The organism is Limimaricola cinnabarinus (assembly GCF_047631075.1).
Classification (GTDB): Bacteria; Pseudomonadota; Alphaproteobacteria; order Rhodobacterales; family Rhodobacteraceae; genus Limimaricola; species Limimaricola cinnabarinus.
In genome coordinates this window covers 54,560-74,248 of record NZ_JBLHYX010000008.1, presented here as the reverse complement: position 1 = coordinate 74,248, position 19,689 = coordinate 54,560, and the positions used below count along the sequence as shown (strand labels likewise).

Genomic DNA, 19,689 nt, shown 5'->3' with positions numbered 1-19,689 from the left:
TCAGGGTCGCTGCCACAAACCTTGATTAGCCCGGTCGGGCGCGCAGGGCTCGGGGGAGACGGATTGGACCGTCTGCCCCGTGAACCTGAGGACCATCGGCCCGAGCAAACTGAGCGGATGAAGCGTGGCGCTGCGCCCTATCGCGCTACCGCCTCGGGCAGCGTGACGAGCGCGTGGCCCCAACCGGCAAGCTCTTCACGGAGCGCGCGTGCGGTGTCGAGGGCCTCGGCCCCGTCGCCATGCACGCAGATCGAATGGAACGGCGTCGGCAGCACCGTGCCTTCGCGGGTGACGATGCCGCCCGCCTCGATCATCCGCTTCACATGCGCCAGCGCCTCGGCCCGCCCGTGCAGCACCGATCCCGGGCGGCTGCGCGGGGTCAGGCTGGCATCGGCCTCATAGGTCCGGTCGGCAAAGATCTCGAGCGCGACCCGGAGCCCCGCCGCCTCGCCCGCAGCGGCCAGTTGAGACAGGGCGGGGGCCAGCAGGATCAGGTCGGGATCGGTTTCGGCCACGGCGCGGGCGATGATGTCGGCCATGGCGCGGTCGGCACAGGCCTGGTTGTTCATCGCGCCATGCGGTTTGACATGGCTGATCGGGTGGCCGAGCGCGCGGGCCATGCCCGCCACGGCCGAGACCTGATAGATCACCGACAGGCGCAGCTCCTCGGCCGAGAGCGTCATGGCGCGGCGGCCGAACCCCTGCAGATCGGCATGGCCGGGATGCGCGCCGATGCTGGCGCCGGTTTCCTTGGCCCGGGCGATGGCGCGGGCGATCACCACCGGATCGCCACCGTGAAAGCCACAGGCGATATTGGCCGCGCCGACCACGCCGAGCAGATCCTCGTCATTGCCGATGACATAGGCGCCGAAGCTTTCGCCGAGATCGGCGTTGAGGCTGATCTTCACGGACGGCCCTCCGGTTCGGGGTGATGCGGGAAATGATCGGGGCAAAGCGCGTCAACCGCGCCGCCTACGAGGTTGGCCCGCCACAGCGCGCGCGGATCGACCCTTCCGGCATTGGCGGGGATGACGCTCTCGGCGATCCGGTCGAGCGCGGCGCGGCGGTCGCGCGCCGCCGCCTCGGCCTCCTCGACGGTGACGGCGGCAAAGCGCAGCCTGTCGCCCGGGGCGAGCCGGGCGAGGCGCGACAGGTCGGCGCCGATCACCGTCGCGATCTTGGGGTATCCGCCGGTGGTCTGGGCATCGGCCAGAAGCACGATGGGCTGGCCGCTGCCGGGCACCTGGATCGCGCCGGGCGCGATGCCGTCCGAGACGATGTCGGCGCCGCGCTCGGAATGGGCGAGCTTCGGCCCCTCCAGCCGCATGCCCATGCGGTCGGTCTCGACCCCGACGATGTAATCGTCGCCGAAGAAGCTCTCGCGCGCGGCATCGGTGAACCATTCGGTCTGAGGTCCCGGCACCGCGCGCAGCGGTCCGGTTTCGGGCCGGGGCGGGGCGGCAAAGGTCAGGTCGCCCGGATCGTCCGCCGAGGCGCGGATTGGAATGGCGTCGCCATCCTCGAGCTTGCGACCGAAGGGGCCGAGACCGGCGCGGGGCAGGGTGGAGCGGCTGTGCAGCGCGGGCACGAGGTCGAGCTCGCCGCCGATGCCGATCAGCGCCACGGGGCAGCCCGCATCGAAGCGCAGGGCGACCGTCTCGCCCGGATGCAGGGTGAAGGCGGTCCATGCCCTCACCGGGCGCGGGTTCTCGCCCGAGACCTGTCCGCTCAATCCGGGGCCGAGCGCCAGCCGCACCGCCCCTTCCTCGGCCCGCAGCTTTGGTGGCACGAGGGCGATTTCGATGGCGGCGGCGTCGGGGGCGTTGCCCATAAGGCGGTTCAGCAAATAGAGCGCGTCGCGGTCGAGCGCGCCCGCCGCGGGCACGCCAATCCCGCGTCCGCCGCGAAAACCGGTATCCTGTAACAGGCTGCGCGCCCCCGCACGGTCAAGGACAAGGCGGGCGCTCACCGGGCCGCCTCGGCATAGCTGGCGGGATCGAGAGCGCCCTGCGCCAGCGCCGCGCCGATCCTGTCGCACTCGTCGGAGGGCACCGGGTCGAAGCGCACGCGGTCGCCGGCTTCGAGCAGCGCCGGGGTGGCGCGCTCCGCGTCGAAGAGCGGCACCGGACAACGCCCGACGATGTGCCAGCCGCCGGGGCTTTCGAACGGGTAGATCACGGTCAGACCGTTGGCGATGGCGACCGATCCCTGCGGCACGCGGGTGCGCGGGCTGCTCCGGCGCGGCACCGAGAACCCTTCGGGCAGTTCGCCCATGAAGGGCAGGCCGGGCAGGAAACCGATCGCATAAACCTCGTGCACGGTCTTGGCGTGGTGCCTTACGATCCCCTCGCGCGACAGCGCCAGCCGTTCAGCTAGATGGTCGAGATCCTCGCCCTCGTAGCAGCAGGGCAATCGCCACAGCCGCCCCGCCTCACGCGTGGCGGGCGCGGTGTCCTCGAGGGCTGCGCGGACCCGGTCGACCAGATCAGCCTGCCGGCCTTCGAGCGGGTCGTAATGCAGGGTGATCGAGCAGAAGGCGCGCGACAACTCCTGCGCGCCCGGCAGCTCACCGGCCTCTAGCATGGCCGCCAGCCGCGCCTGCGCCGCGCCGACGCGCGCGGCGGCCTCGGGGCCCACCCGGGTCGCGAGTTCGAAAGTGACGGCCCGGTCGGCCAAGGGGCGGGCGGCGATCAGCTCCATCTCGGATCTCCGGATCAAGGGTCGGGGCGACGCTAGAACGGTTGTCCCCCTATATCAACGATATGTCGATAAATTATCGACGAAGATCGCGACGAAATTCGGCAGATTGATTGTTTCGGCCCCGCGTTGCAGCCTGTCGGATGTAACCAAGGGAAGGCCAAGGACATGAGCGGACGGACGAAACGGAGCACCGGCGGGCAGAATATGAAAGCCCACAAGATCGTCTCATCCGAGCACCTCGCACAGGATGAGGGTTGGGAATTGTCCGAATACGAATACGGGCTGATCGTGGCACACAACGCTTTCACCCGTTGGATGGCGCGCTGCCTCGCGGCCGTGGTCGGGCACTCCAATTTCAGCGCGCTCGACGTGCTGGTGCTGCATAACGTCAACCATCGCGGACGCTCGAAACGCCTGTCCGACATCTGTTTCGTGCTCAACATCGAAGATCAGCACACGGTCACCTACGCGCTCAAGAAGCTGGTGGCCGAGGGGTTGGTCGAGGGCGAGCGGCGCGGCAAGGAGCGCTACTATACCACCACCGAGCACGGGGCCGAGATCTGCCAGAAATACCGGCAATTGCGCGAAATCTGCCTGCTCGACACGCTTAATTCCATGGACTCCGACAGCGAGGAATTGCGCCGCTTGGCGACGGTTCTTCGTGGAATGTCGGGGCTTTACGATCAAGCGGCGCGATCCGTCGCCTCGGTTTGAGGATGCTTCGATCGAAAAATGTCGGCAAATTATCAACAATACGTTTACAACGGGCGCGGGGTCCGGCTAGCGTCACGTAACTGTTGCGAAAGGCCGGAGGGACTTCGATTTGGGTGACACGACCGCTCCGATCCTGACCGTCGAGGATCTGTCGATCTCCTTCGGCGACACCGAGGCCGTGCGCGGCCTGAGCTTCGAGGTGCCGCGCGGCGGCACGCTGGCCATCGTCGGCGAAAGCGGCTCGGGCAAATCGGTGACCTCGATGGCCGCGATGGGGCTCTTGAAGTTCACTGGCGGCCGCGCCACCTCGGGCCGGATCAGGCTGCACGGCAAGGACGGGGAGACCGAGATCACCGGCGCCTCCGAAGCCGCGCTGCGGCGCATCCGCGGCAACCGCATTTCGATGATCTTCCAGGAGCCGATGACCTCGCTCGACCCGGTCTTCACGATCGGCAGCCAGATCGGCGAGGCGCTGAAGCTGCACCGGGGCCTGCGCGGCCGGGCGGCGCGAGACGAGGCGGCGCGCCTTCTGGAACTGGTGCGGCTGCCCAATGCGCGCGCCCAGCTCGACCGCTACCCGCACCAGCTTTCGGGCGGCATGCGGCAGCGGGTGATGATCGCGATGGCGGTGTCCTGCCGCCCCGACCTGCTGATCGCCGATGAGCCGACGACGGCGCTCGACGTGACGATCCAGGCGCAGATCCTGCAGATCATCCGCGACATGCAGTCCGAGTTCGGCACCTCGGTGATCTTCATCAGCCACGACATGGGCGTGGTCTCCGAGATGGCCGACGAGATCGTGGTGATGCGTCATGGTGAGGTGGTCGAGACCGGTCGCGCCGAAGAGGTGATCCTGCGGCCCAAGGCGGATTACACCCGCGCGCTGATGGCCGCGGTGCCGAAGATCGGTGCCATGCAGGGTCAGGAAAACCCGCGCAAGTTCGACCTGCCGGGGCGGGCCGCCGAGGAGGCGGGTGCGCATCCCGCGCCGACGCGCGCCGAGCCGCTGGTCCGGCTCGAGAAGGTGACGACGCGCTACGATCTCACCTCGGGCTTTCTTGGCCGGGTCAGCCACCGCGTCCACGCCGCCGAGGAGGTCAGCTTCGAAATCCATCCCGGCGAGACGCTGGCGCTGGTCGGCGAGAGCGGCTCGGGCAAATCGACGGTCGGCAAGACGTTGCAGCAGCTGGTAAGCCCGGTCTCAGGGCGCATCCTCTATCGCGGCACCGACATCCTGTCGCTCGATCCGGCCGAGCGGCAGCGCTTCAAGCGCGAGATCCAGTACATCTTCCAAGACCCCTACGGCTCTCTGAACCCGCGCAAGACCGTGCGCCAGAGCCTGATCGAGCCGATGGCCACGCATGGGCTCATCACGAACGCCGACGCGCAGGTGGCCGAGCTGCTGACCTCGGTGGGGCTCAAGCCCGAACACGCAGGACGCTACCCGCACGAGTTCTCCGGCGGCCAGCGTCAGCGCATCGCCATCGCCCGCGCGCTCTCGGTCGATCCGGGGCTGATCATCGCCGACGAGGCGGTCTCGGCGCTCGATGTCAGCGTGCAGGCGCAGGTGATCAACCTGATGATGGACATCCAAGCCCGGCGCGGGCTGGCCTATCTCTTCATCAGCCACGACATGGCCGTGGTCGAGCGGGTCAGCCACCGCGTCGCGGTGATGTATCTGGGCGAGATCGTCGAGATGGGCACCCGCCGACAGGTCTTCGAGACACCGAAACACCCCTATACGAAGCGCCTGCTGCGCGCCGTGCCGGTGATGGACCCGACCCGTCCGCCCGAGCGCGTCACGCTGACGGGCGACATCCCCAGCCCGGTCAGACCGGTCGGCGATCCGCGCCGCAGCCACGGCTTCGTCGAGGTCGCGCCGGGTCACCTGCTGGCCGACAATCACCAAGACTTCGAAACATACAGGGAAGGTATCGCATCATGACGGATCTGAAATCGCGCCTGCTGGTCACGGCGCTCGCGGCCACCACCGCGCTCACCGCCGCCCCCGCCATCGCCGAAGGCACGCTCACCGTGGCGCAGCGGCAGGACCCGGCCAACTGGGACCCGGTCGACACCTTCCTCGTCGCATGGGGCGCGGTCGCCTCGAACATCTATGACGGCCTCGTGCGCCGCGACGAGAACCTCGAACTGCAGCCCGGCCTCGCCGAAAGCTGGGAGGTGCTCGACGAGGGCATGCGCATCCGTTTCCAGCTGCGCGAGGGCGTGCAGTTCCACAATGGCGAGCCGTTCGACGCCGAAGCGGTGAAGTACACCTTCGACCGGCTTCTGGGCGAGGTCGGCGGCGCCGGTCCGCAGCAGTCGAACTACACCACGATCGAGAGCGTCGAGATCGTCGACGAGACCACCGTTGATTTCCACATGGCCCAGCCCGACCCGGTGATCCTGACCAAACTTTCGGGCTACGGCGCGATGATCGTGCCGCCGCAATACATCGAGGATAACGGCCAGGAGCATTTCGACATGAACCCGGTCGGCACCGGCCCGTTCAAGTTCGTCAGCTACGAGCAGGGCGCTCGGATCGAGCTTCAGGCCAACGAGGACTATTTCGAGGGCGCGCCGGAACTCGACGGGCTGGTGTTCCGCTTCATCCGCGAGGATGCGACGCGTCTGGCCGAGCTGCAATCGGGTGGCGTGGATCTCGTCTCGGACGTGGCCTTCTCGGCGGTGCCAACCATCGAGGCGTCGGACAATGCCGGGATCGTCGCGGTCTCCGGCCCCTCCATCTATTCGCTGGCGCTCAGAACCAAGGACGCCGTGACCGAGGATGTGCGGGTGCGCCGCGCGCTCAACATGGCGATCGACAAGCAGGCCCTGATCGACGCCTTCCTCGCCGGGCGCGGTAGCCCGATCGCCAGCCTGCAGGGCGAGCTGTCCTTCGGCTACGACCCCGAGCTGACGGGCTATCCCTTCGATCCGCAGCAGGCGATGGCGCTGCTCGAGGAGGCCGGCGTCGCGCCCGGCACCGAGATGACCATCGACTACCGGGCCGGCAACTCGACCTTCAACGAGGTGGCGCAGGCGCTGACCGGCTTTTTCGCAGGGATCGGGCTCAATGTCGGGCTGAACCCGGTCGAGGACGGCGTCTTCCTCAACGAGATCGTGCCGCAGGGCCGGACCAACGAGATGTTCCAGTTCAGCTGGGGCGGCTGGACCTTCGATTTCGACAACACCGCCTATCTCTCCTACCACGAGGGCGAGAAGTGGAACCCCTATGGCACCTCCGAGGAGATGAACGCGCTTCTCGAAGAGCAGCGCCGCTCGCCCGATCAGGAGTTGCGCGAGGACATCCTGCAGCAGGTGGCCGAGCTGGCCCATGAAGAGGCCTACCACATCCCGCTCTACAACGAAGAGACGGTCTATGCGGTGGCCAACCGGGTCGAAGGCTTCGTTCCCGCCCCCGACAAGCGGCTGCGCCTCACCGAGGTGAGCGTCGCAGAGTAAGACTATACAGCTGGCGCGGGGGGCCGCCCCTCCCGCGCCGGAACCTCGCTTCCGGAGGCCGCCTTGCCCATCCTCTCCTTCATCCTCAAACGCGTGATCCAGGCCGGCTTCGTGCTGATCGCGGTGACGCTGTTCGTCTCATTCGCGATCCGTCTCACCGGCGATCCGGCGGTGATGATGCTGCGCGAATCCGCGAACGTGACCCCGGAGGATCTCGCGCGGATCCGCGAGGGGCTCGGCTTGAACCGGCCCTTCCTCGTGCAATACGGCGATTTCATCGGCGGGCTGCTGACCGGCGATCTGGGCAACAGCTTCTTCAGGGGCGCGATCGCGCCGCTGGTCTCCGGCGCGCTCGGCGCGACGCTTCTGCTGGCGCTGACGTCGCTGGCGGTGTCACTGCTGATCTCGGTGCCGCTGGGCATCTACGCGGCCACGCATCGCGGCTCCTTCGGGGATCAGTTGGTGCGGGTGCTGTCGCTGGCGGGGCTGTCCTTTCCGAATTTCTGGCTCGGCATCATGCTGGTGCTGATCTTCTCGGTGACGCTGCGCTGGCTGCCGCCATCGGGCTTCACGGGGCCGCAATCGCTGATCATGCCCGCCGTGACTATCGGCGTGATCCTGACCTCGACCAATTTGCGCATCGTGCGTACCACCATGCTCGACGTGCTGTCGTCGCAGTTCATCATGGTGGCCCGCGCCAAGGGGCTGTCGCAGGCCAAGGTGATCTACAAGCACGCGCTGCGGAACAGCTCGATCGCGCTGGTCACCTATCTCGGCCTGCAGTTCGGCTCGCTCATGGGCGGTCTCGTGGTGGTCGAGCTGGTGTTCAACTGGCCCGGCATGGGCACGCTCGCAATCGAGGCGATCGCGCAGCGCGATTACCCGATCCTGCAGACGGTGATCTCGATCCTCGCGGTGCTGATCGTCGCCGTGAACCTTCTGGTCGATCTTACCTACATGCTGCTCGACCCCCGCATCAGACTGGAGTGACGCCATGACGGGCTTCAAGAATTTCGAGTTCGTCGCGGGCCTCGTGCTGATCGTGCTGATCGGCGGTGCCGTGGCGCTGTCGCCGCTGCTCTTTCCCGATGGCGGCCGGGCCATGGACCTGACCGCGCGGCTGACCGCGCCTTTCGCGGGCTGGGAACACCCTCTGGGCACCGACCCGCTCGGGCGCGACATCTTCGCCCGTGTCGTCGTCGGAGGCCGCGTGTCGTTCTTCGTCGGCATCGTCTCGGCGCTCGGCGCGGTGGTGATCGGCACGGTGGTGGGCCTTCTGGCGGGCTATTACCGTGGGCCGTGGGACATGTTCCTGATGCGCTTTGCCGACATCCAGCTGGCGCTCCCGTTCATCCTTCTGGCGATGACGGTGATCGCGATCATCGGGCCCGGTCTCGACCGGATCATCGTGCTGATGATCGTTGCGCAATGGGTGCAGTATGCGCGTCTGATCCGCGGCTCGGTGCTGTCATTGAGGCAGGCGGAATTCGTGCAGGCGGCGCAGAGCTACGGCTTGCCGGACCGCAAGATCCTGTTCGGCCACATTCTGCCCAACGCGATGGGTCCGCTTGTGATCCTCGCCACGCTGAACGTCGCCAACAACATCCTGCTCGAAAGCAGCCTGACCTTCCTCGGCCTCGGGATCGACCCGCTGGTGCCGAGCTGGGGCGGCATGCTGGCGGATGGTCGCAACTACATCCAGACCGCGCCTTGGGTCACGATCTTCCCCGGCCTTGCGATCATGCTGACGGTGCTGGGTCTGAACCTGCTGGGCGACTGGCTGCGCGACCGGCTCGACCCGCTGGGCGCAATGAAATGACGAAGCGCGACTTCATTCGCACGATTGACGCGTTGCCCGGGAAGGCAACCGCCGCTTGGGTGTTCGAAGGCCCGAGCGCGCGGCGCGTCGCGCAGGCGCGGGCCCGCGCCGAGGGGCGCGATCTGCGATTGCGCTCGGCCTACAAGACATTGCTGCACGAGGTGCTGGAGCAGGGGCTGCTCGACGACGCGCCCCGCGCCACGATCCACTACCCGGTGGTCGAGGGCTGCCCCGAGGACCGGTTCCGGCTCGAATGCTACCCGCTGCACGCGCTGGTCTCGCATTGCGAGATCGCCTTCGCGCCGCGCCCGCACGAGGGGGGCGGGCTGCCGGCCTACGAAATCGAGACGCCGGAGGCGCGCCATGTCGTGCCGGTACCGGTGCGCTGGGTCGAGCTCGAGGATGGAAGCCGGGCGCTCGCCGCCTGCGGCTGGGTCGAGGACGGGCAGGGTGGGCGGCACCTGCCGACCGAGTACGAGGCGATCTACGAGGCGGTTTGCAAGCATCTGCGCGCGATGCCGCTCGATCCGCTTTCGCCGGACGAGCCCGACGGGCCGTTCTTCGACCGGCTCGAGGTGATCGTGGAGTTGCCCTATGAGGATCAGGTCCTGCCGGTCGGCTCGGAAGTGATCTCGCTCGCCGAAGCGATGCATGAGGAGATCTACTTCACCGCGCTGGAAATCTTTCAGGAGCGGCTCGGCCTCGCGCCGGGACAACGCTCGGTCAAGGCCGGTCAGGTCGTGCCGCTGGTCCGGCGCGGCGACGCGCCCCGGTTGCAGATCCGCACCGTGCAGGCCGAGCCGGCGCTTGACCGCGACCAGCCTGGCCGCCCGGCGCTCGACACGGCGACGCAGTGGCTCTACCCGGCGCAGATCTCGGCGCATCTCGGCGCTATTGATGGTACAGGATATTCTACCCGGTCGCGTCAGGGGCGGCTGGTCGAGGGGCGGCACGTCGCCGGGCGCGGCGCGGCGCGGCTCGCCATTTCGGCCGGGCAGCACGCCAATGAAAGCTCGCCCATGGTCGGGGCGCTGCGCGCAGGCCGCGACCTCGCCGCCGAGGGTGATGTAAGCTTCACCCTGAACCCGCTTGAAAACCCCGATGGCTATGCGCTCTTCCGCGAGCTTTGCGCCGACAACACGCGCCACATGCACCACGCCGCTCGCTACACCGCGAGCGGTGCCGATCTGAGCAACGGGGCGGGACGCTACGAGAGCGCGATCCGCGATCTCGCCCATGCGCGGCTGCCGGCCGAGGTGCATGTGAACCTGCATGGCTACCCGTCGCATGAATGGACCCGGCCCCTCACCGGCTACATCCCGCGCGGCTTTGGCCAATGGACCATCCCCAAGGGGTTCTTCCTGATCCTGCGCCACGATGCGGCACAGGAGTCGCTGGCCCGCGCGGTGTTGCAGGCCGGTCTTGAGGCGCTGGCCGCGTTCCCCGAACTCGCGGCGCAGAACCGCCGGATGCTCGACCTTTACCGCCGCTATGTCGGGGCGGAGAGCTTTGAGGTACATGGAGGCTGCATCCCCTTTACCGTTAGTCGCGAGGCCGAGGCGCTCTATCCGGTGACGCTGATCACCGAGGCTGCGGACGAGACCATCGGCGGCGAGGATTTCCGCATCGCGCAGGAAGGCCAGTACCGCGTCGTGCGTGCGGTGGCCGGGATGCTGCAGCGCCACGCCATGGTCGCCTGACCCTCGGTCGATGGCGGACACCTGAGCGATCCGCGGTGCCGGGGGCGCAGGGCCGGGCAGGGTCAGGGCACGATCTCCACGACGAAGACGACCGAGCCGTGATCCCCGGGCGAAAGCGCACCCGTGCAGGTCCAGTTCAGCGGACCGCTATAGCCGGCAGGGGCGGGGGTGGCGACGTTGCAGGTCACGCCCGTGGCCAGAGCGACCGGACTGGCAGGGGCGGCATCGAGGGCCGTGTAGGGCGGCGTGCGATCGAATATGGCGATGTCGGTCACGGGTTCGGTCCCTGCATTGATGACCTCTATACGGTAGGACAGGCGATCGCCGGGAAAGCCTTCATTCGCCGTGCCCTCGCTGGTGCCCATCGTCACGTTCTCGACCGTCTTGCGCAGGATCAGCCCCGAGGCGGTTTCGCTGCCGAGCCGATCGGTGTTGATGCTTTGGTGCAAGGTCGTGGTCCGTGCAAAGGCCGTATCGGCGGACAGACGGAGCGCGAGGCTGCCGCCCGGACCTATGCGCCCTGCCGAAACCCGCACGACGAGACAGACGACATCGCCCGCAACCACCGGCACCGCGCCGGACAAGGGCGCATCAGGCGCGCCATTGCAGCCGGGATCATCGAACAACGCAATGGCGTAGCTGCCCGTCGGCGTTTCACTGAGTACGCTGGTATCGAATGATACCGTGCCCTCCGACGTCGCGTGATACCGATGCCGCAGGCTGACCACCTGACCCGAGGAGATGGAAGCCACTTGGCTTTCGGTCAGGCGCGGAGCCGGCAACACGCCGAGATCGAGATCGAGATAGTCGGTTCCCGCAGCGGGTTCGAAGGCAAAGGTTCCGTCATGCGGGGACGCGTCGACGAGACCCGGCAGGCCGGAACTTCGTTCGGAGATCGGGATGTCGCCCGGCGCCGGAACGAGTTGGAGCGTGACGTTTCCGACATAGCTTGCCGGCAGGACATGGGACCAACTGCCATCGGTGGCGACGACCTTCTCCGCCAAGAGTGAGCCGTCGGTGCCCAGAATACGCAGCCGGGCCGCCTGCGCGCTGGTTTCCGCGCCGCTTCGGATCGCGTCATGCGCCGTCGCCCCGCCAGAGCCGTCATCGACGAAGACTTGGCCCGCGAGGCGGCGTCCGCCGGTCATCCGCGCCATCGCATAGATGGCCTCGTCGTCATCGGCCACGCTGTCATTGCCGTCATCCACCAGCGGGCCGGTGTTCGGATCGCTGTCCGGGTCGGGCAGGGAGCTGTAGATGATCTCGGCGCGGTTCGTGGTTTCCCCCGTATCGAGCAGCCGCGCCGTGATGGTCAGCGTCTCGGAGCTGCCCGCCAGTATCTCATCGACGAACCACAGCCCCGTCGCGGGATCATAGGTGTCCCCCGTCGCGGGTGCGTCATCCGACACGTATTCGAAGCCATCGGGCAGGCGGTCGATCACCTTGACCCCCGATGGCGACCCGCCGCCGCTGTTCTGCACGGTGATGATCCAGTCGATCAGATCTCCCGGCGCAGCCGAACTGCGCGGGGCGGTGGCCCCGCTCAGAGCCGCGTATTTGGTGATCGACAGATCCGCACCGGCCGCATCGAAGCCGAAATCCTGATCCGTGGTCACGCTGTTGGCGGTGACGGCGACGCCGAGGCGGGGATTGGAGGTGCCGATGGTGCGCCCGGTGCCAAGATCGGGGTCGGCCTCGTCGAGCAGGATGCGGTAGGTCGCGTTGACCAGAAGATCGCCGAAGCCGAACGTGCCGTCCGCCGCGGTTTCGACGGTGCCAAGGAGCAGGTCATCGGATGGGTCTGCGGGCGTTCGTGCATCATCGAACAGCGTGATCCCGATCCCGGCCCCGAAATTCGCCTCGCCTGCATCGCGGACATCCGATGCGTTGTCGTCCTCATAAACATTGCCGGACACCGCGCCGAAAGGCACCGGAGCGGGGCCACGGCAGGACGCGCCATCGCTGACGCCACCTTCGTCGAAAGGCAGGGCCGCGATCTGGCGCGCCTGACCCGTGACGGTATCGATCAGGAAGAGGTTGTTGGTCGTGTTTGAATATCCATAGAGGCGTCCGTCCTCGTCGAACCAGACCGAGGCGAAGGTTCCCGCGTAGATGGCTGGTCCGAACAGCACGGGCGTGATCGTGCCCGGCAGCCCGCCATTGACGGGGGCACGAAACATCCGGCCCGTCGCCTGATCGACGCCATAGACGAGGCCATCGGCGGGGTTCCAGGCGAAATCCTCGGTAAAGATGTCGCGCGACAGCTCCAAGAGACCGAGATTCGATGGTGCCGCCGGAACGGACAGGTCGATGATCTGCCACGTCACCTCGTCAACGGCGTAGATCATCGTGCCGTCGGGCAGGATATCACCGGCGTTGGCCGCGTCTTCTGCGCCCCCGATATTTCCCAGATCGGTAAAGGTGCCCCCGCCGTCGACCCGGTACAGCCGCCTGCTGTTCGTGCGGACGCCGTAGAGGTAGCTGTCGACGGCGTTGAACCCCCATGCCCCGTCGCGCCTGTTGCCAGCGGAGCCCAGCGTCGTCTGGCCGACGGCATAGCTGTTGCCCGAAGCGGTGATCTGCAGCCGCCTCAGGATCGTGTCGCTTTCGTCGAAGCGAAAAATCGATGCATCGCAAAGAAAGGGCGGCGGGTCGTTCGAGATGGTCAGGACATAATCCTCGACCTCGCCATCGAAGGCGGTCTGCGCGTCGAAGGTGTCGGTCGACCAGCGCAGTCGCGCATGTGTCGGAAGGCTGGTCGCACCGGCGGGAACCGACACTTCGAAGGTGATGGAGCCGTTCACCGCCCCGTCCTTGTCCCCCGGAGCGCCGTCCTGCAGATCGCGGGCCACCCGCTCGTTCGTCTGCGCGAAAGTGCCGTCTCCGTCGAAATCGATGAACCCCTGCAGGTGGGCGGTCGCGGGTGCGGGTTCGACCACCTTGACCGTGATCTCGGCCAGCCCCCCGGCGTAGAGCTGGGGCAGGACAACGCCGTCCTCGTCGTCGCTGCCATCCAGATCGTCGCCGTCGGAGGCGGGCGTGTTCTGCGCGATCAGGTCCACGTCGGGGGGCACGGTCCCGAGGTAAATGGTCGTCGCACCTTCGATCACGTGCTGCGGATCACCATAGCTGGCGGGCGCGTCGCCCCGATCGGCGTCTGGCGGTGTCTTGAGGGTGATCGCATAATCTTCGACCTCGCCATCCGCGGCCGCGGTGATCGCGTCGAGACCGGCTACCGAGGAAAAGCGTAGCCGGGCAAAGGTCGGCACAAGGGGCGCGGTGGGCGGCACGGCGATATCGAAGGTGATGACACCATCGGCCGCACCATCCAGATCGCCCGCCCCCCCGTCGGTCAGATCGGCCGCAACCTGATCGCCCGGCGTCAGGAAGGTCCCGTCGGCACCGAAATCGACGAAGACCGACAGCCGTCCCGTGCCGGGCGAGGGTTCCCCGACCGGAATCGCGACGCTGCGGGTCAATCCGCCATAAAGCTGGGGGAAGGCCCCTTCATCCTCGTCATCGCCGCGGGCATCGGTGTCGTCCCCCGACGCGTCCGCGCTGTGTTGGGCGCTGCCGTCGCCGTCGCCGTTCACCGCCCCGATGCGAAGCGTCGAGGTGTCGGCATGTTCGGGGTCGCCATATGTGACGGGGGCGTCGCCACGGTCGGGACCCGAGCTGGCATAGATGGTCGTGGGATCGTCGCGTCCCGCGCCCGGTCCGTTTTGCGCCACGCCATCGCCGTCGCCCTCATTCTCGCTGTCGGAGAGATCGGACACAGGCGTGCCCGAAGGCGTGGTCCCGGTGACCTCCGCCTGATTGCTGATCGAGGTGTCGAGATCCTCGGGGATGAGGGTGTAGGTGGCCGTATAGATGGCCCTTTCGCCCGGCTCCAGCGTTCCTTCGGGCGACAGGGCGGTCGATGATTGGAAGGTGATGACGGGCGGCGTGCCTTTGCCGCTGAACTGCGTTTCGGCCAGTGCGACGTTGGTCAGCGTCACGTTGCCGAAATTCTCGGCCGTGAAGACATAGGCGATGGTCTCGCCCGGATCGGCATAGCCGTTCAGGTTGGCATCCGCCAAGGTGGCGAGTTTGAGAAGACCGACCGCCCCGACATCTATGGTCACGGTGGCAGGTGTCGAAAAAACCGCCCCCGCGCCGTTCTCGGGCCTTTGGTAGCGGTACTCGATGGGTGTCGGGACGCCGAAGAACGCGACGAAGGGGGTGAACGTCAGCTCGCCGGTCAGGTCGTCATAGCTCCATGTTCCCTCGCCGGGCATCTCGAAACCAATGCGATGATTGTCGGCATCCGTGATCACGTTGACTGCGCCGGCGGGGGGCACGAGGTCGATGGCCTGAAGCGCATAACGGCTCGGCTGGCCCGTATCGTTGGCCGGCGCGTTGTTGTTCTCGATGGCGATGGAATCGTTGTAGAGGATGTTGAGCGTCACGGGCTGGCCGAGCTGCTGCTCCTTCACGTCATCGATCAGGTTCGTCGGACGAAAATCCGCACAGGCGAAATCGAGCGTGTCCGCCTCCTCATAGGTGGGATTGGCGAGCAGGACGAGAAATCGTGTGTTCGCGGTGCGCCCGAACCTGAAAACCGACGTCTGCGGATAGAAGATCTCAAGCCCGGAAACCGGTTCGTTGTTGTAACCCTGGTCGCCTGACAGGATGAAGGTTTCGAAGCCGATGGTGCCGGGCCCGGTAAAGAAGGAGCGTTGCGTCGTCGCTGATTTGTCGATCCGGATGAACTCCACCTGTCCGCTGCAGATCTGCGAATACACCTGCTCGTTCGAGGGCCCGTCGATGTCGTTGATCTGGATGTGGACATCCGCCGTGACAGGGACGCCGCCGGTGTCGGAGTTTATGTCGTAGGTGCCAGCCTCATAGAGGTAGAAGTTCATGAAATGAGGATCTTGCGCCACTGAGGTGACCATGATCCTGCCATTGCCGGTGCCAAAGCTATGATCGAGCGTCGTCTCCGTCATCACGCCGACGATATCGACCGTCTGCCCGGCGACGGTGCCGGCGTTCTGCCAGATCGCGCGCTTGCCGACGGCAGAACCCACCACCTGCGGCGCACCGACCGGCTGTAGGATCAGCTGCTGCGCGACAAGGGCACCGGGCATTCCCATCAAGGCCAGCAGCGCCGCGATCGCCGGGGCCGCGCGCGTGAGAATTGCTCGGACGAACTGAGCCTTATTGATCATGGAGTGACTTTCCTCATCACCGCGCAAAGATGCGCCGCGCATGGCAACCGTCTTGCCAGAATAGGGCGAGGGTGCTTACGAAAACACTACCGAGGGGAATGGGCGCCGGTCCTGTCGGACAGTCGGACATAGCCATGTGAGCTCGGGATGATGCTTGCGCAGGTGTTCCTTGCCGGTAGCACGGTCATCGTCATCGTCATCGTCATCGTCATCGTCATCGTCATCGTCATCGTCATCGTCATCGCCATGGCGATCGCGGATCGTGCCAAGCATTCGTGGCAACTTGCCCGCCGCACCACCGTCCGGTTCAAAGAGGATCCGGATCGGAGATGCAGCCTCGTCCAAGAGGGACTTCGTGGAAAACGCGATGCGTTAGGGGTCGATCAACACCCGTCGGTGTAAGCACTTCGGCAAGGCCGCATGTGGTTGACATGCCGATGCTGCATAGCTGCCGATCTGCGCCTGACCGGCGTCGCCATCCCCACGTATCTGGAGGACTGCAATGTATCGTCGACTGCCCCACTCATTCGCGCTTCTGCTTTGCATGACACTGCCCGGAGCGGGTGCTCTGGCCGATACAGGATTACGCGCGGGCCTTTTCGCGGCCTATGGGGGGGCACATTCGGTCCGGAGCGGGAACGATCTGCTGCTTGGCGATCAAGTGCCGGTGACCCTGCGACGCTGGGCGCCCGTCCCGGGGAGAAGTGCGCATGTGCTGCGGGAGGCGATTCTTCGCATCGAAGGCGGCGATGCGCGGGCACGGCTGCGATCGCTCATCGCTTCGGCCGAGGTAGGGCGTGCCGGATATGATGCGATACAGCACGGTGCCCGTCGCCGCCCCTCGGAGGCCCCGACACGGATGACGATCGGACAGATTTTCGATTGGGTTGCCCGGACCCCGGGCCAGCCCCATGCCATCGGCCGATATCAGTTCATTCCCCCGACCCTGCGCAACCTCGTGCGCCGGTCGGGTCTGTCACGGGACACCCGTTTCTCTCCCGCCGTGCAGGATCATCTTGCCGACCTGTTGCTTGCGGATGCAGGTATCGCCCGCTTCGAGAGCGGACGCTTGGGCCGTCGCGACTTCATGAACAATCTCGCGCGGATCTGGGCCGGGTTGCCAAGCAGTTCCGGACGTTCGCATTATCACGGTGTCGCCGGCAACCGGGCGACGATCAGCTGGGTCAGTTTCGAGCGTGGAATGGACGCGATATACCGTTGAGACCCCCTTGATTGGCAAAGGCGCGCAGTCGTTGGCCCGATGATCCATGAACCGCTTCCGAAAGCCATGCGCATCGATATCCCCGAAGAGGAAGATGTCGGCCATGCTCTTGTTCATGAAGAGCCCCCGGTTCCGAGGCTTGCAGTCGCAATGGCGCGACCCTATGGCGCCCGGAACGCGATTGTGCAGTTTCGTGTAAAGTGAACGTTCACCCTCCGCTGACCTTTCGGGGCATGGGTAAACGCGACCCGTATTCGGCGGAGCGGGCCGCCTCGCGACGTCGTGTCGAATGGTCAAGTGCCCCCCTAGGCCAGTTCGGGTAGAACCAGTTACAAGCCAATCGGTCCCGGTTCTTCGGGCGGCCGGGGAGCAGCTTCTGAAAAGAAGCTATTTCAGGTTCTCGATCGACTGGCTGACCGCGCGGCCCATCTCTTCGTAAAACCGGGCGTAGTTCTGCACCCTTTGGCGGATCTCGGGCCGGTCTCGCGGTACGCGCTGCAACGTCTCACCGATCTCATCCCTGGCCCGTTCGAGACCGGTCACTACGGCGCCGAGCATGTTCTGGTAGGGGTTGTCAGCGAGGCGGAAGAAATCCTGCCGCTGGCCCGGCTTGCCAACCCGTTTGATCAGGCCGCGATCCTCGAGCAGCCGCGTGGCCGAGCTGACGCTGCCGCGGCTCACCTGAAGCGTCTCCGTGATCTCGCCGAAGGAGATGACGTCACCATCGAACACCAGAAGCGCGAAGATGCGCCCGGCGATGCGCGGCAGGCCTTCGTTCTGGGCGATCAGCCCGACCTTCTCGATGAAGTCGCTGCGAACTTCGTCCAAGCTGCCGGTTGTCGTGTCGGTCATGTAGGCGCTCCTTTGCATGTAACCTATGCGCCAAGGGATTGATCGTCCAGTTTGTTCACTACGATTTGTGACACGTTAACGGTGCAGAAAGCGGCGTCGCGCCTCCTCGGCGATTGCCTGCCGCATCTCGAGATCCGACAGCTGTGCCATCGCCGCCTTGCGTTCCTTCGCATCGGTCAGATCCAGCAGGACGGCCCTTTGCGCCGCGACCTGCTTTTTAAGAACGATTTTTTCGGGCAGCACGCCCGCTTCCGCCATGATCCGAAAGCCCGCCGCTTCTCCGGCATCGACACAGGCCTCGCCGCTGCGGTCGGGCAGGGGCCTGCCTTCGCCTTCGAGCCCTTGCAAACCGCCTTCGGCAAGGGTCTTGAGAATGCGGCGCTCGGTCAGGCGTGACAACCGGGACATGCGACATCTCCTCTGATGGTGCCATGATGATGCTGTCGCCTGCCGGATGCGAGTTGGCCTTCGAGCATGCGGCAAGGTTAGCCGGTCGCGAGATCCCATAGGGTGCGTCGCAGGGCGTGGGCGGTCGGGAGTTCGATCCGCCCCGGCGCGATCGCCAGCAGCCGCTCGATGATCATGGCTTCGGATCGCAGTCGCTCGGACAGAAGCTCGACTCCCAGGTCGGGATCGCCCGCTTCGGTCGCTTCGAGGGCCTGTCGAAAAACGGTGCGCCGGGTCTGGGCCAGCGAGAGGAGAAGCTCCGTGGCGAGTTCGGGCGAGGGGGTCTCGAACACGCCTTCCTGCACGCCGTCGCGGATCAGCATGATCATCGCAGGGGCGATGGCCTCGGCTGTCGTAGCCGCGATCTGGTGAAACAGCTGGTCGTTGCCATGGCGCAGCATGGCGCGCGCGACCGGTCGCAGCTCCGGCACGATATGTGTGGATCCGAGCCCCGAGCGCTCCAGAAGTACATTGAGCCGAGCCATCACACCATCCGGCGTGAGCATGGCGAGCGTTCCGGTTCTGCGCGCGGCGTCTCTGGCAATCGCATCGAGGATGTCTTCCTTCCAAATGAAATGCTGCCGGAACGCCCCGACGGAGATCCCGGCCTCCTGAAGCACGTCCTGAACGGATGCCGCCGCGAAGCCACGCCGCTCGAAGACCTTCAGCGCCGCTTGCATGACGGCAGCGCGCGCATCGAGCGCTGGTAGCGCCATCCGGGAGCGGGACTCCGCAATACTGTTTGTCATCTCAAGAATCCCCGGACTGAACCACTATTCACGGTAATATAATATTCAGTACCTTCTGAACATACAGGCTTTGGGTGACGTTCCGTCGCAGGCAGCCCAAGCCGCTGTCTTGATCGGGATCGAGCACTGCAAGTGCGGTGATCAGGACGCGGCGGGGTTGTCTGGAAAGATCCGCAAATGCGGCGTGCCATCGGAGGTGCGGTCCGCGCTTGTCTCGTCCGGGCCGATGATAGCCGAGACCTGCCTGCGCCAATTGCTCATGCCGGCGAAGGCGATGACATCCACGGCAGCATCGAAGCGCAGCGTGACCCGGCAGCGCCCGCCTGCTTCGAGCATCTCGGCGCCAAGGATCACGCCTTCGAAGGCGTGCCCCAGATAGGCGCCGTGGACCCGTTGCCCGGCGCGGAAGGCTTCGGGCTCCGGTGCATCGGGAAGACCGGCGCGCAGGGTGTTCCAGTCACGGTGACCATGATGGCGGGCGACGGCTTCGAGCGCCTGCCCATGAGATATCTCCCGGCCCTTGGCGGCAATGGCCGCGCGCAGCTCCCGAGCCTGGGCCTTCGCGCTGCGCAGGGAGAGCGGGTTGATCGACATGATGAAATCCTTTCCAGTATCATGTGTCTCTAAATGCCGGGGCTCGCATTGCCGGCGGATCACATGCGGTCAGGAAAAACGGCGACCTCTCTTCATGGCTTCACCTCGGCAGAGCCAGCGAGCGGCGGGGGCCATGATCTCTGTGCCAGATCTAAGCTATGGCGCGACGACCGTCAAAACCTTCCGAACCGAAATGACGCCCTGTCATAGTGTTCAG

At 66.0% G+C, this 19,689-nt stretch carries 16 protein-coding genes; 8 read left to right on the top strand and 8 right to left on the bottom strand.

Annotation, left to right across the window (positions count from 1 at the left end):
• Positions 1-137: 137 nt before the first annotated feature.
• The 3 genes from ACJASC_RS08480 to ACJASC_RS08470 are packed head-to-tail and all read right to left on the bottom strand — an operon-like array spanning position 138 to position 2,700.
• Positions 138-908 (bottom strand): LamB/YcsF family protein, encoded by a 771-nt coding sequence (locus tag ACJASC_RS08480; RefSeq protein WP_415145177.1) that lies wholly within the window; start codon positions 906-908, stop codon positions 138-140.
• Positions 905-1,969, bottom strand: a complete 1,065-nt coding sequence (locus tag ACJASC_RS08475; RefSeq protein ID WP_415145175.1) for a 5-oxoprolinase subunit C family protein — start codon at positions 1,967-1,969, stop codon at positions 905-907. Before ACJASC_RS08475 ends, ACJASC_RS08480 begins: the two co-directional genes overlap by 4 nt.
• Positions 1,966-2,700, bottom strand: a complete 735-nt coding sequence (locus ACJASC_RS08470; RefSeq protein ID WP_415145173.1) for a 5-oxoprolinase subunit B family protein — start codon at positions 2,698-2,700, stop codon at positions 1,966-1,968. The genes ACJASC_RS08475 and ACJASC_RS08470 overlap by 4 nt, the downstream gene beginning before the upstream one ends.
• 204 nt (positions 2,701-2,904) lie before the next feature.
• Here ACJASC_RS08470 and ACJASC_RS08465 point away from each other — a divergent pair, with 204 nt between their 5' ends.
• The 6 genes from ACJASC_RS08465 to ACJASC_RS08440 all read left to right on the top strand — a co-directional run bounded on the left by ACJASC_RS08465 (position 2,905) and on the right by ACJASC_RS08440 (position 10,398).
• Positions 2,905-3,414, top strand: a complete 510-nt coding sequence (locus tag ACJASC_RS08465) for a winged helix DNA-binding protein (protein ID WP_415145171.1) — start codon at positions 2,905-2,907, stop codon at positions 3,412-3,414.
• Positions 3,415-3,523: 109 nt separating this feature from the next.
• Positions 3,524-5,359 carry an ABC transporter ATP-binding protein gene (locus ACJASC_RS08460; protein ID WP_415145169.1) on the top strand — a complete coding sequence of 612 codons (1,836 nt, stop codon included), beginning with the start codon at positions 3,524-3,526 and terminating at the stop codon, positions 5,357-5,359.
• Positions 5,356-6,879 carry an ABC transporter substrate-binding protein gene (locus ACJASC_RS08455; RefSeq protein ID WP_415145167.1) on the top strand — a complete coding sequence of 508 codons (1,524 nt, stop codon included), beginning with the start codon at positions 5,356-5,358 and terminating at the stop codon, positions 6,877-6,879. Before ACJASC_RS08460 ends, ACJASC_RS08455 begins: the two co-directional genes overlap by 4 nt.
• A 63-nt stretch (positions 6,880-6,942) precedes the next feature.
• Complete coding sequence (locus tag ACJASC_RS08450) at positions 6,943-7,869, top strand: ABC transporter permease (protein WP_021694418.1); 927 nt, start codon at positions 6,943-6,945, stop codon at positions 7,867-7,869.
• Positions 7,870-7,873: 4 nt separating this feature from the next.
• On the top strand, positions 7,874-8,698 hold the full coding sequence (locus ACJASC_RS08445) for an ABC transporter permease (RefSeq protein ID WP_415145165.1): 825 nt from the start codon (positions 7,874-7,876) through the stop codon (positions 8,696-8,698).
• A gap of 32 nt (positions 8,699-8,730) precedes the next feature.
• Positions 8,731-10,398, top strand: a complete 1,668-nt coding sequence (locus tag ACJASC_RS08440) for a M14 family metallopeptidase (protein WP_415145163.1) — start codon at positions 8,731-8,733, stop codon at positions 10,396-10,398.
• Between the two features lie 62 nt (positions 10,399-10,460).
• Here ACJASC_RS08440 and ACJASC_RS08435 read toward each other — a convergent pair whose 3' ends face one another.
• Positions 10,461-15,608 (bottom strand): DUF7507 domain-containing protein, encoded by a 5,148-nt coding sequence (locus tag ACJASC_RS08435; RefSeq protein WP_415145161.1) that lies wholly within the window; start codon positions 15,606-15,608, stop codon positions 10,461-10,463.
• A 147-nt stretch (positions 15,609-15,755) separates the two neighbouring features.
• Here ACJASC_RS08435 and ACJASC_RS08430 point away from each other — a divergent pair, with 147 nt between their 5' ends.
• The gene (locus tag ACJASC_RS08430; protein WP_415145159.1) at positions 15,756-16,010 is read left to right on the top strand and encodes a hypothetical protein; all 255 of its coding nucleotides are present in this window, start codon (positions 15,756-15,758) and stop codon (positions 16,008-16,010) included.
• Between the two features lie 142 nt (positions 16,011-16,152).
• Positions 16,153-16,830 (top strand): lysozyme family protein, encoded by a 678-nt coding sequence (locus ACJASC_RS08425; RefSeq protein ID WP_415145157.1) that lies wholly within the window; start codon positions 16,153-16,155, stop codon positions 16,828-16,830.
• A gap of 387 nt (positions 16,831-17,217) precedes the next feature.
• Here the strand turns inward: ACJASC_RS08425 and ACJASC_RS08420 are convergent, their stop codons facing one another.
• From ACJASC_RS08420 to ACJASC_RS08405, 4 genes are all read right to left on the bottom strand, one after another.
• Entirely contained in the window at positions 17,218-17,682 is a 465-nt protein-coding gene (locus tag ACJASC_RS08420) for a GbsR/MarR family transcriptional regulator (RefSeq protein ID WP_021694427.1), read from the bottom strand.
• A 75-nt stretch (positions 17,683-17,757) separates the two neighbouring features.
• On the bottom strand, positions 17,758-18,090 hold the full coding sequence (locus ACJASC_RS08415) for a DnaJ family domain-containing protein (protein ID WP_021694428.1): 333 nt from the start codon (positions 18,088-18,090) through the stop codon (positions 17,758-17,760).
• Between the two features lie 77 nt (positions 18,091-18,167).
• On the bottom strand, positions 18,168-18,845 hold the full coding sequence (locus ACJASC_RS08410) for a TetR/AcrR family transcriptional regulator (protein WP_021694429.1): 678 nt from the start codon (positions 18,843-18,845) through the stop codon (positions 18,168-18,170).
• A 174-nt stretch (positions 18,846-19,019) separates the two neighbouring features.
• The gene (locus tag ACJASC_RS08405) at positions 19,020-19,535 is read right to left on the bottom strand and encodes a glyoxalase superfamily protein (RefSeq protein ID WP_415145154.1); all 516 of its coding nucleotides are present in this window, start codon (positions 19,533-19,535) and stop codon (positions 19,020-19,022) included.
• Between the last annotated feature and the right edge of the window lie 154 nt (positions 19,536-19,689).

Bases quoted from the DNA above. Each gene is read 5' to 3' on its own strand.
- ACJASC_RS08470 (WP_415145173.1), bottom strand. From the start codon at position 2,700: ATGGAGCTGATCGCCGCCCGCCCCTTGGCCGACCGGGCCGTCACTTTC.
- ACJASC_RS08465 (WP_415145171.1), top strand. From the start codon at position 2,905: ATGAAAGCCCACAAGATCGTCTCATCCGAGCACCTCGCACAGGATGAG.
- ACJASC_RS08455 (WP_415145167.1), top strand. From the start codon at position 5,356: ATGACGGATCTGAAATCGCGCCTGCTGGTCACGGCGCTCGCGGCCACC.
- ACJASC_RS08445 (WP_415145165.1), top strand. From the start codon at position 7,874: ATGACGGGCTTCAAGAATTTCGAGTTCGTCGCGGGCCTCGTGCTGATC.
- ACJASC_RS08435 (WP_415145161.1), bottom strand. From the start codon at position 15,608: ATGATCAATAAGGCTCAGTTCGTCCGAGCAATTCTCACGCGCGCGGCC.
- ACJASC_RS08430 (WP_415145159.1), top strand. From the start codon at position 15,756: ATGATGCTTGCGCAGGTGTTCCTTGCCGGTAGCACGGTCATCGTCATC.
- ACJASC_RS08425 (WP_415145157.1), top strand. From the start codon at position 16,153: ATGACACTGCCCGGAGCGGGTGCTCTGGCCGATACAGGATTACGCGCG.
- ACJASC_RS08420 (WP_021694427.1), bottom strand. From the start codon at position 17,682: ATGACCGACACGACAACCGGCAGCTTGGACGAAGTTCGCAGCGACTTC.
- ACJASC_RS08415 (WP_021694428.1), bottom strand. From the start codon at position 18,090: ATGTCCCGGTTGTCACGCCTGACCGAGCGCCGCATTCTCAAGACCCTT.
- ACJASC_RS08410 (WP_021694429.1), bottom strand. From the start codon at position 18,845: ATGGCGCTACCAGCGCTCGATGCGCGCGCTGCCGTCATGCAAGCGGCG.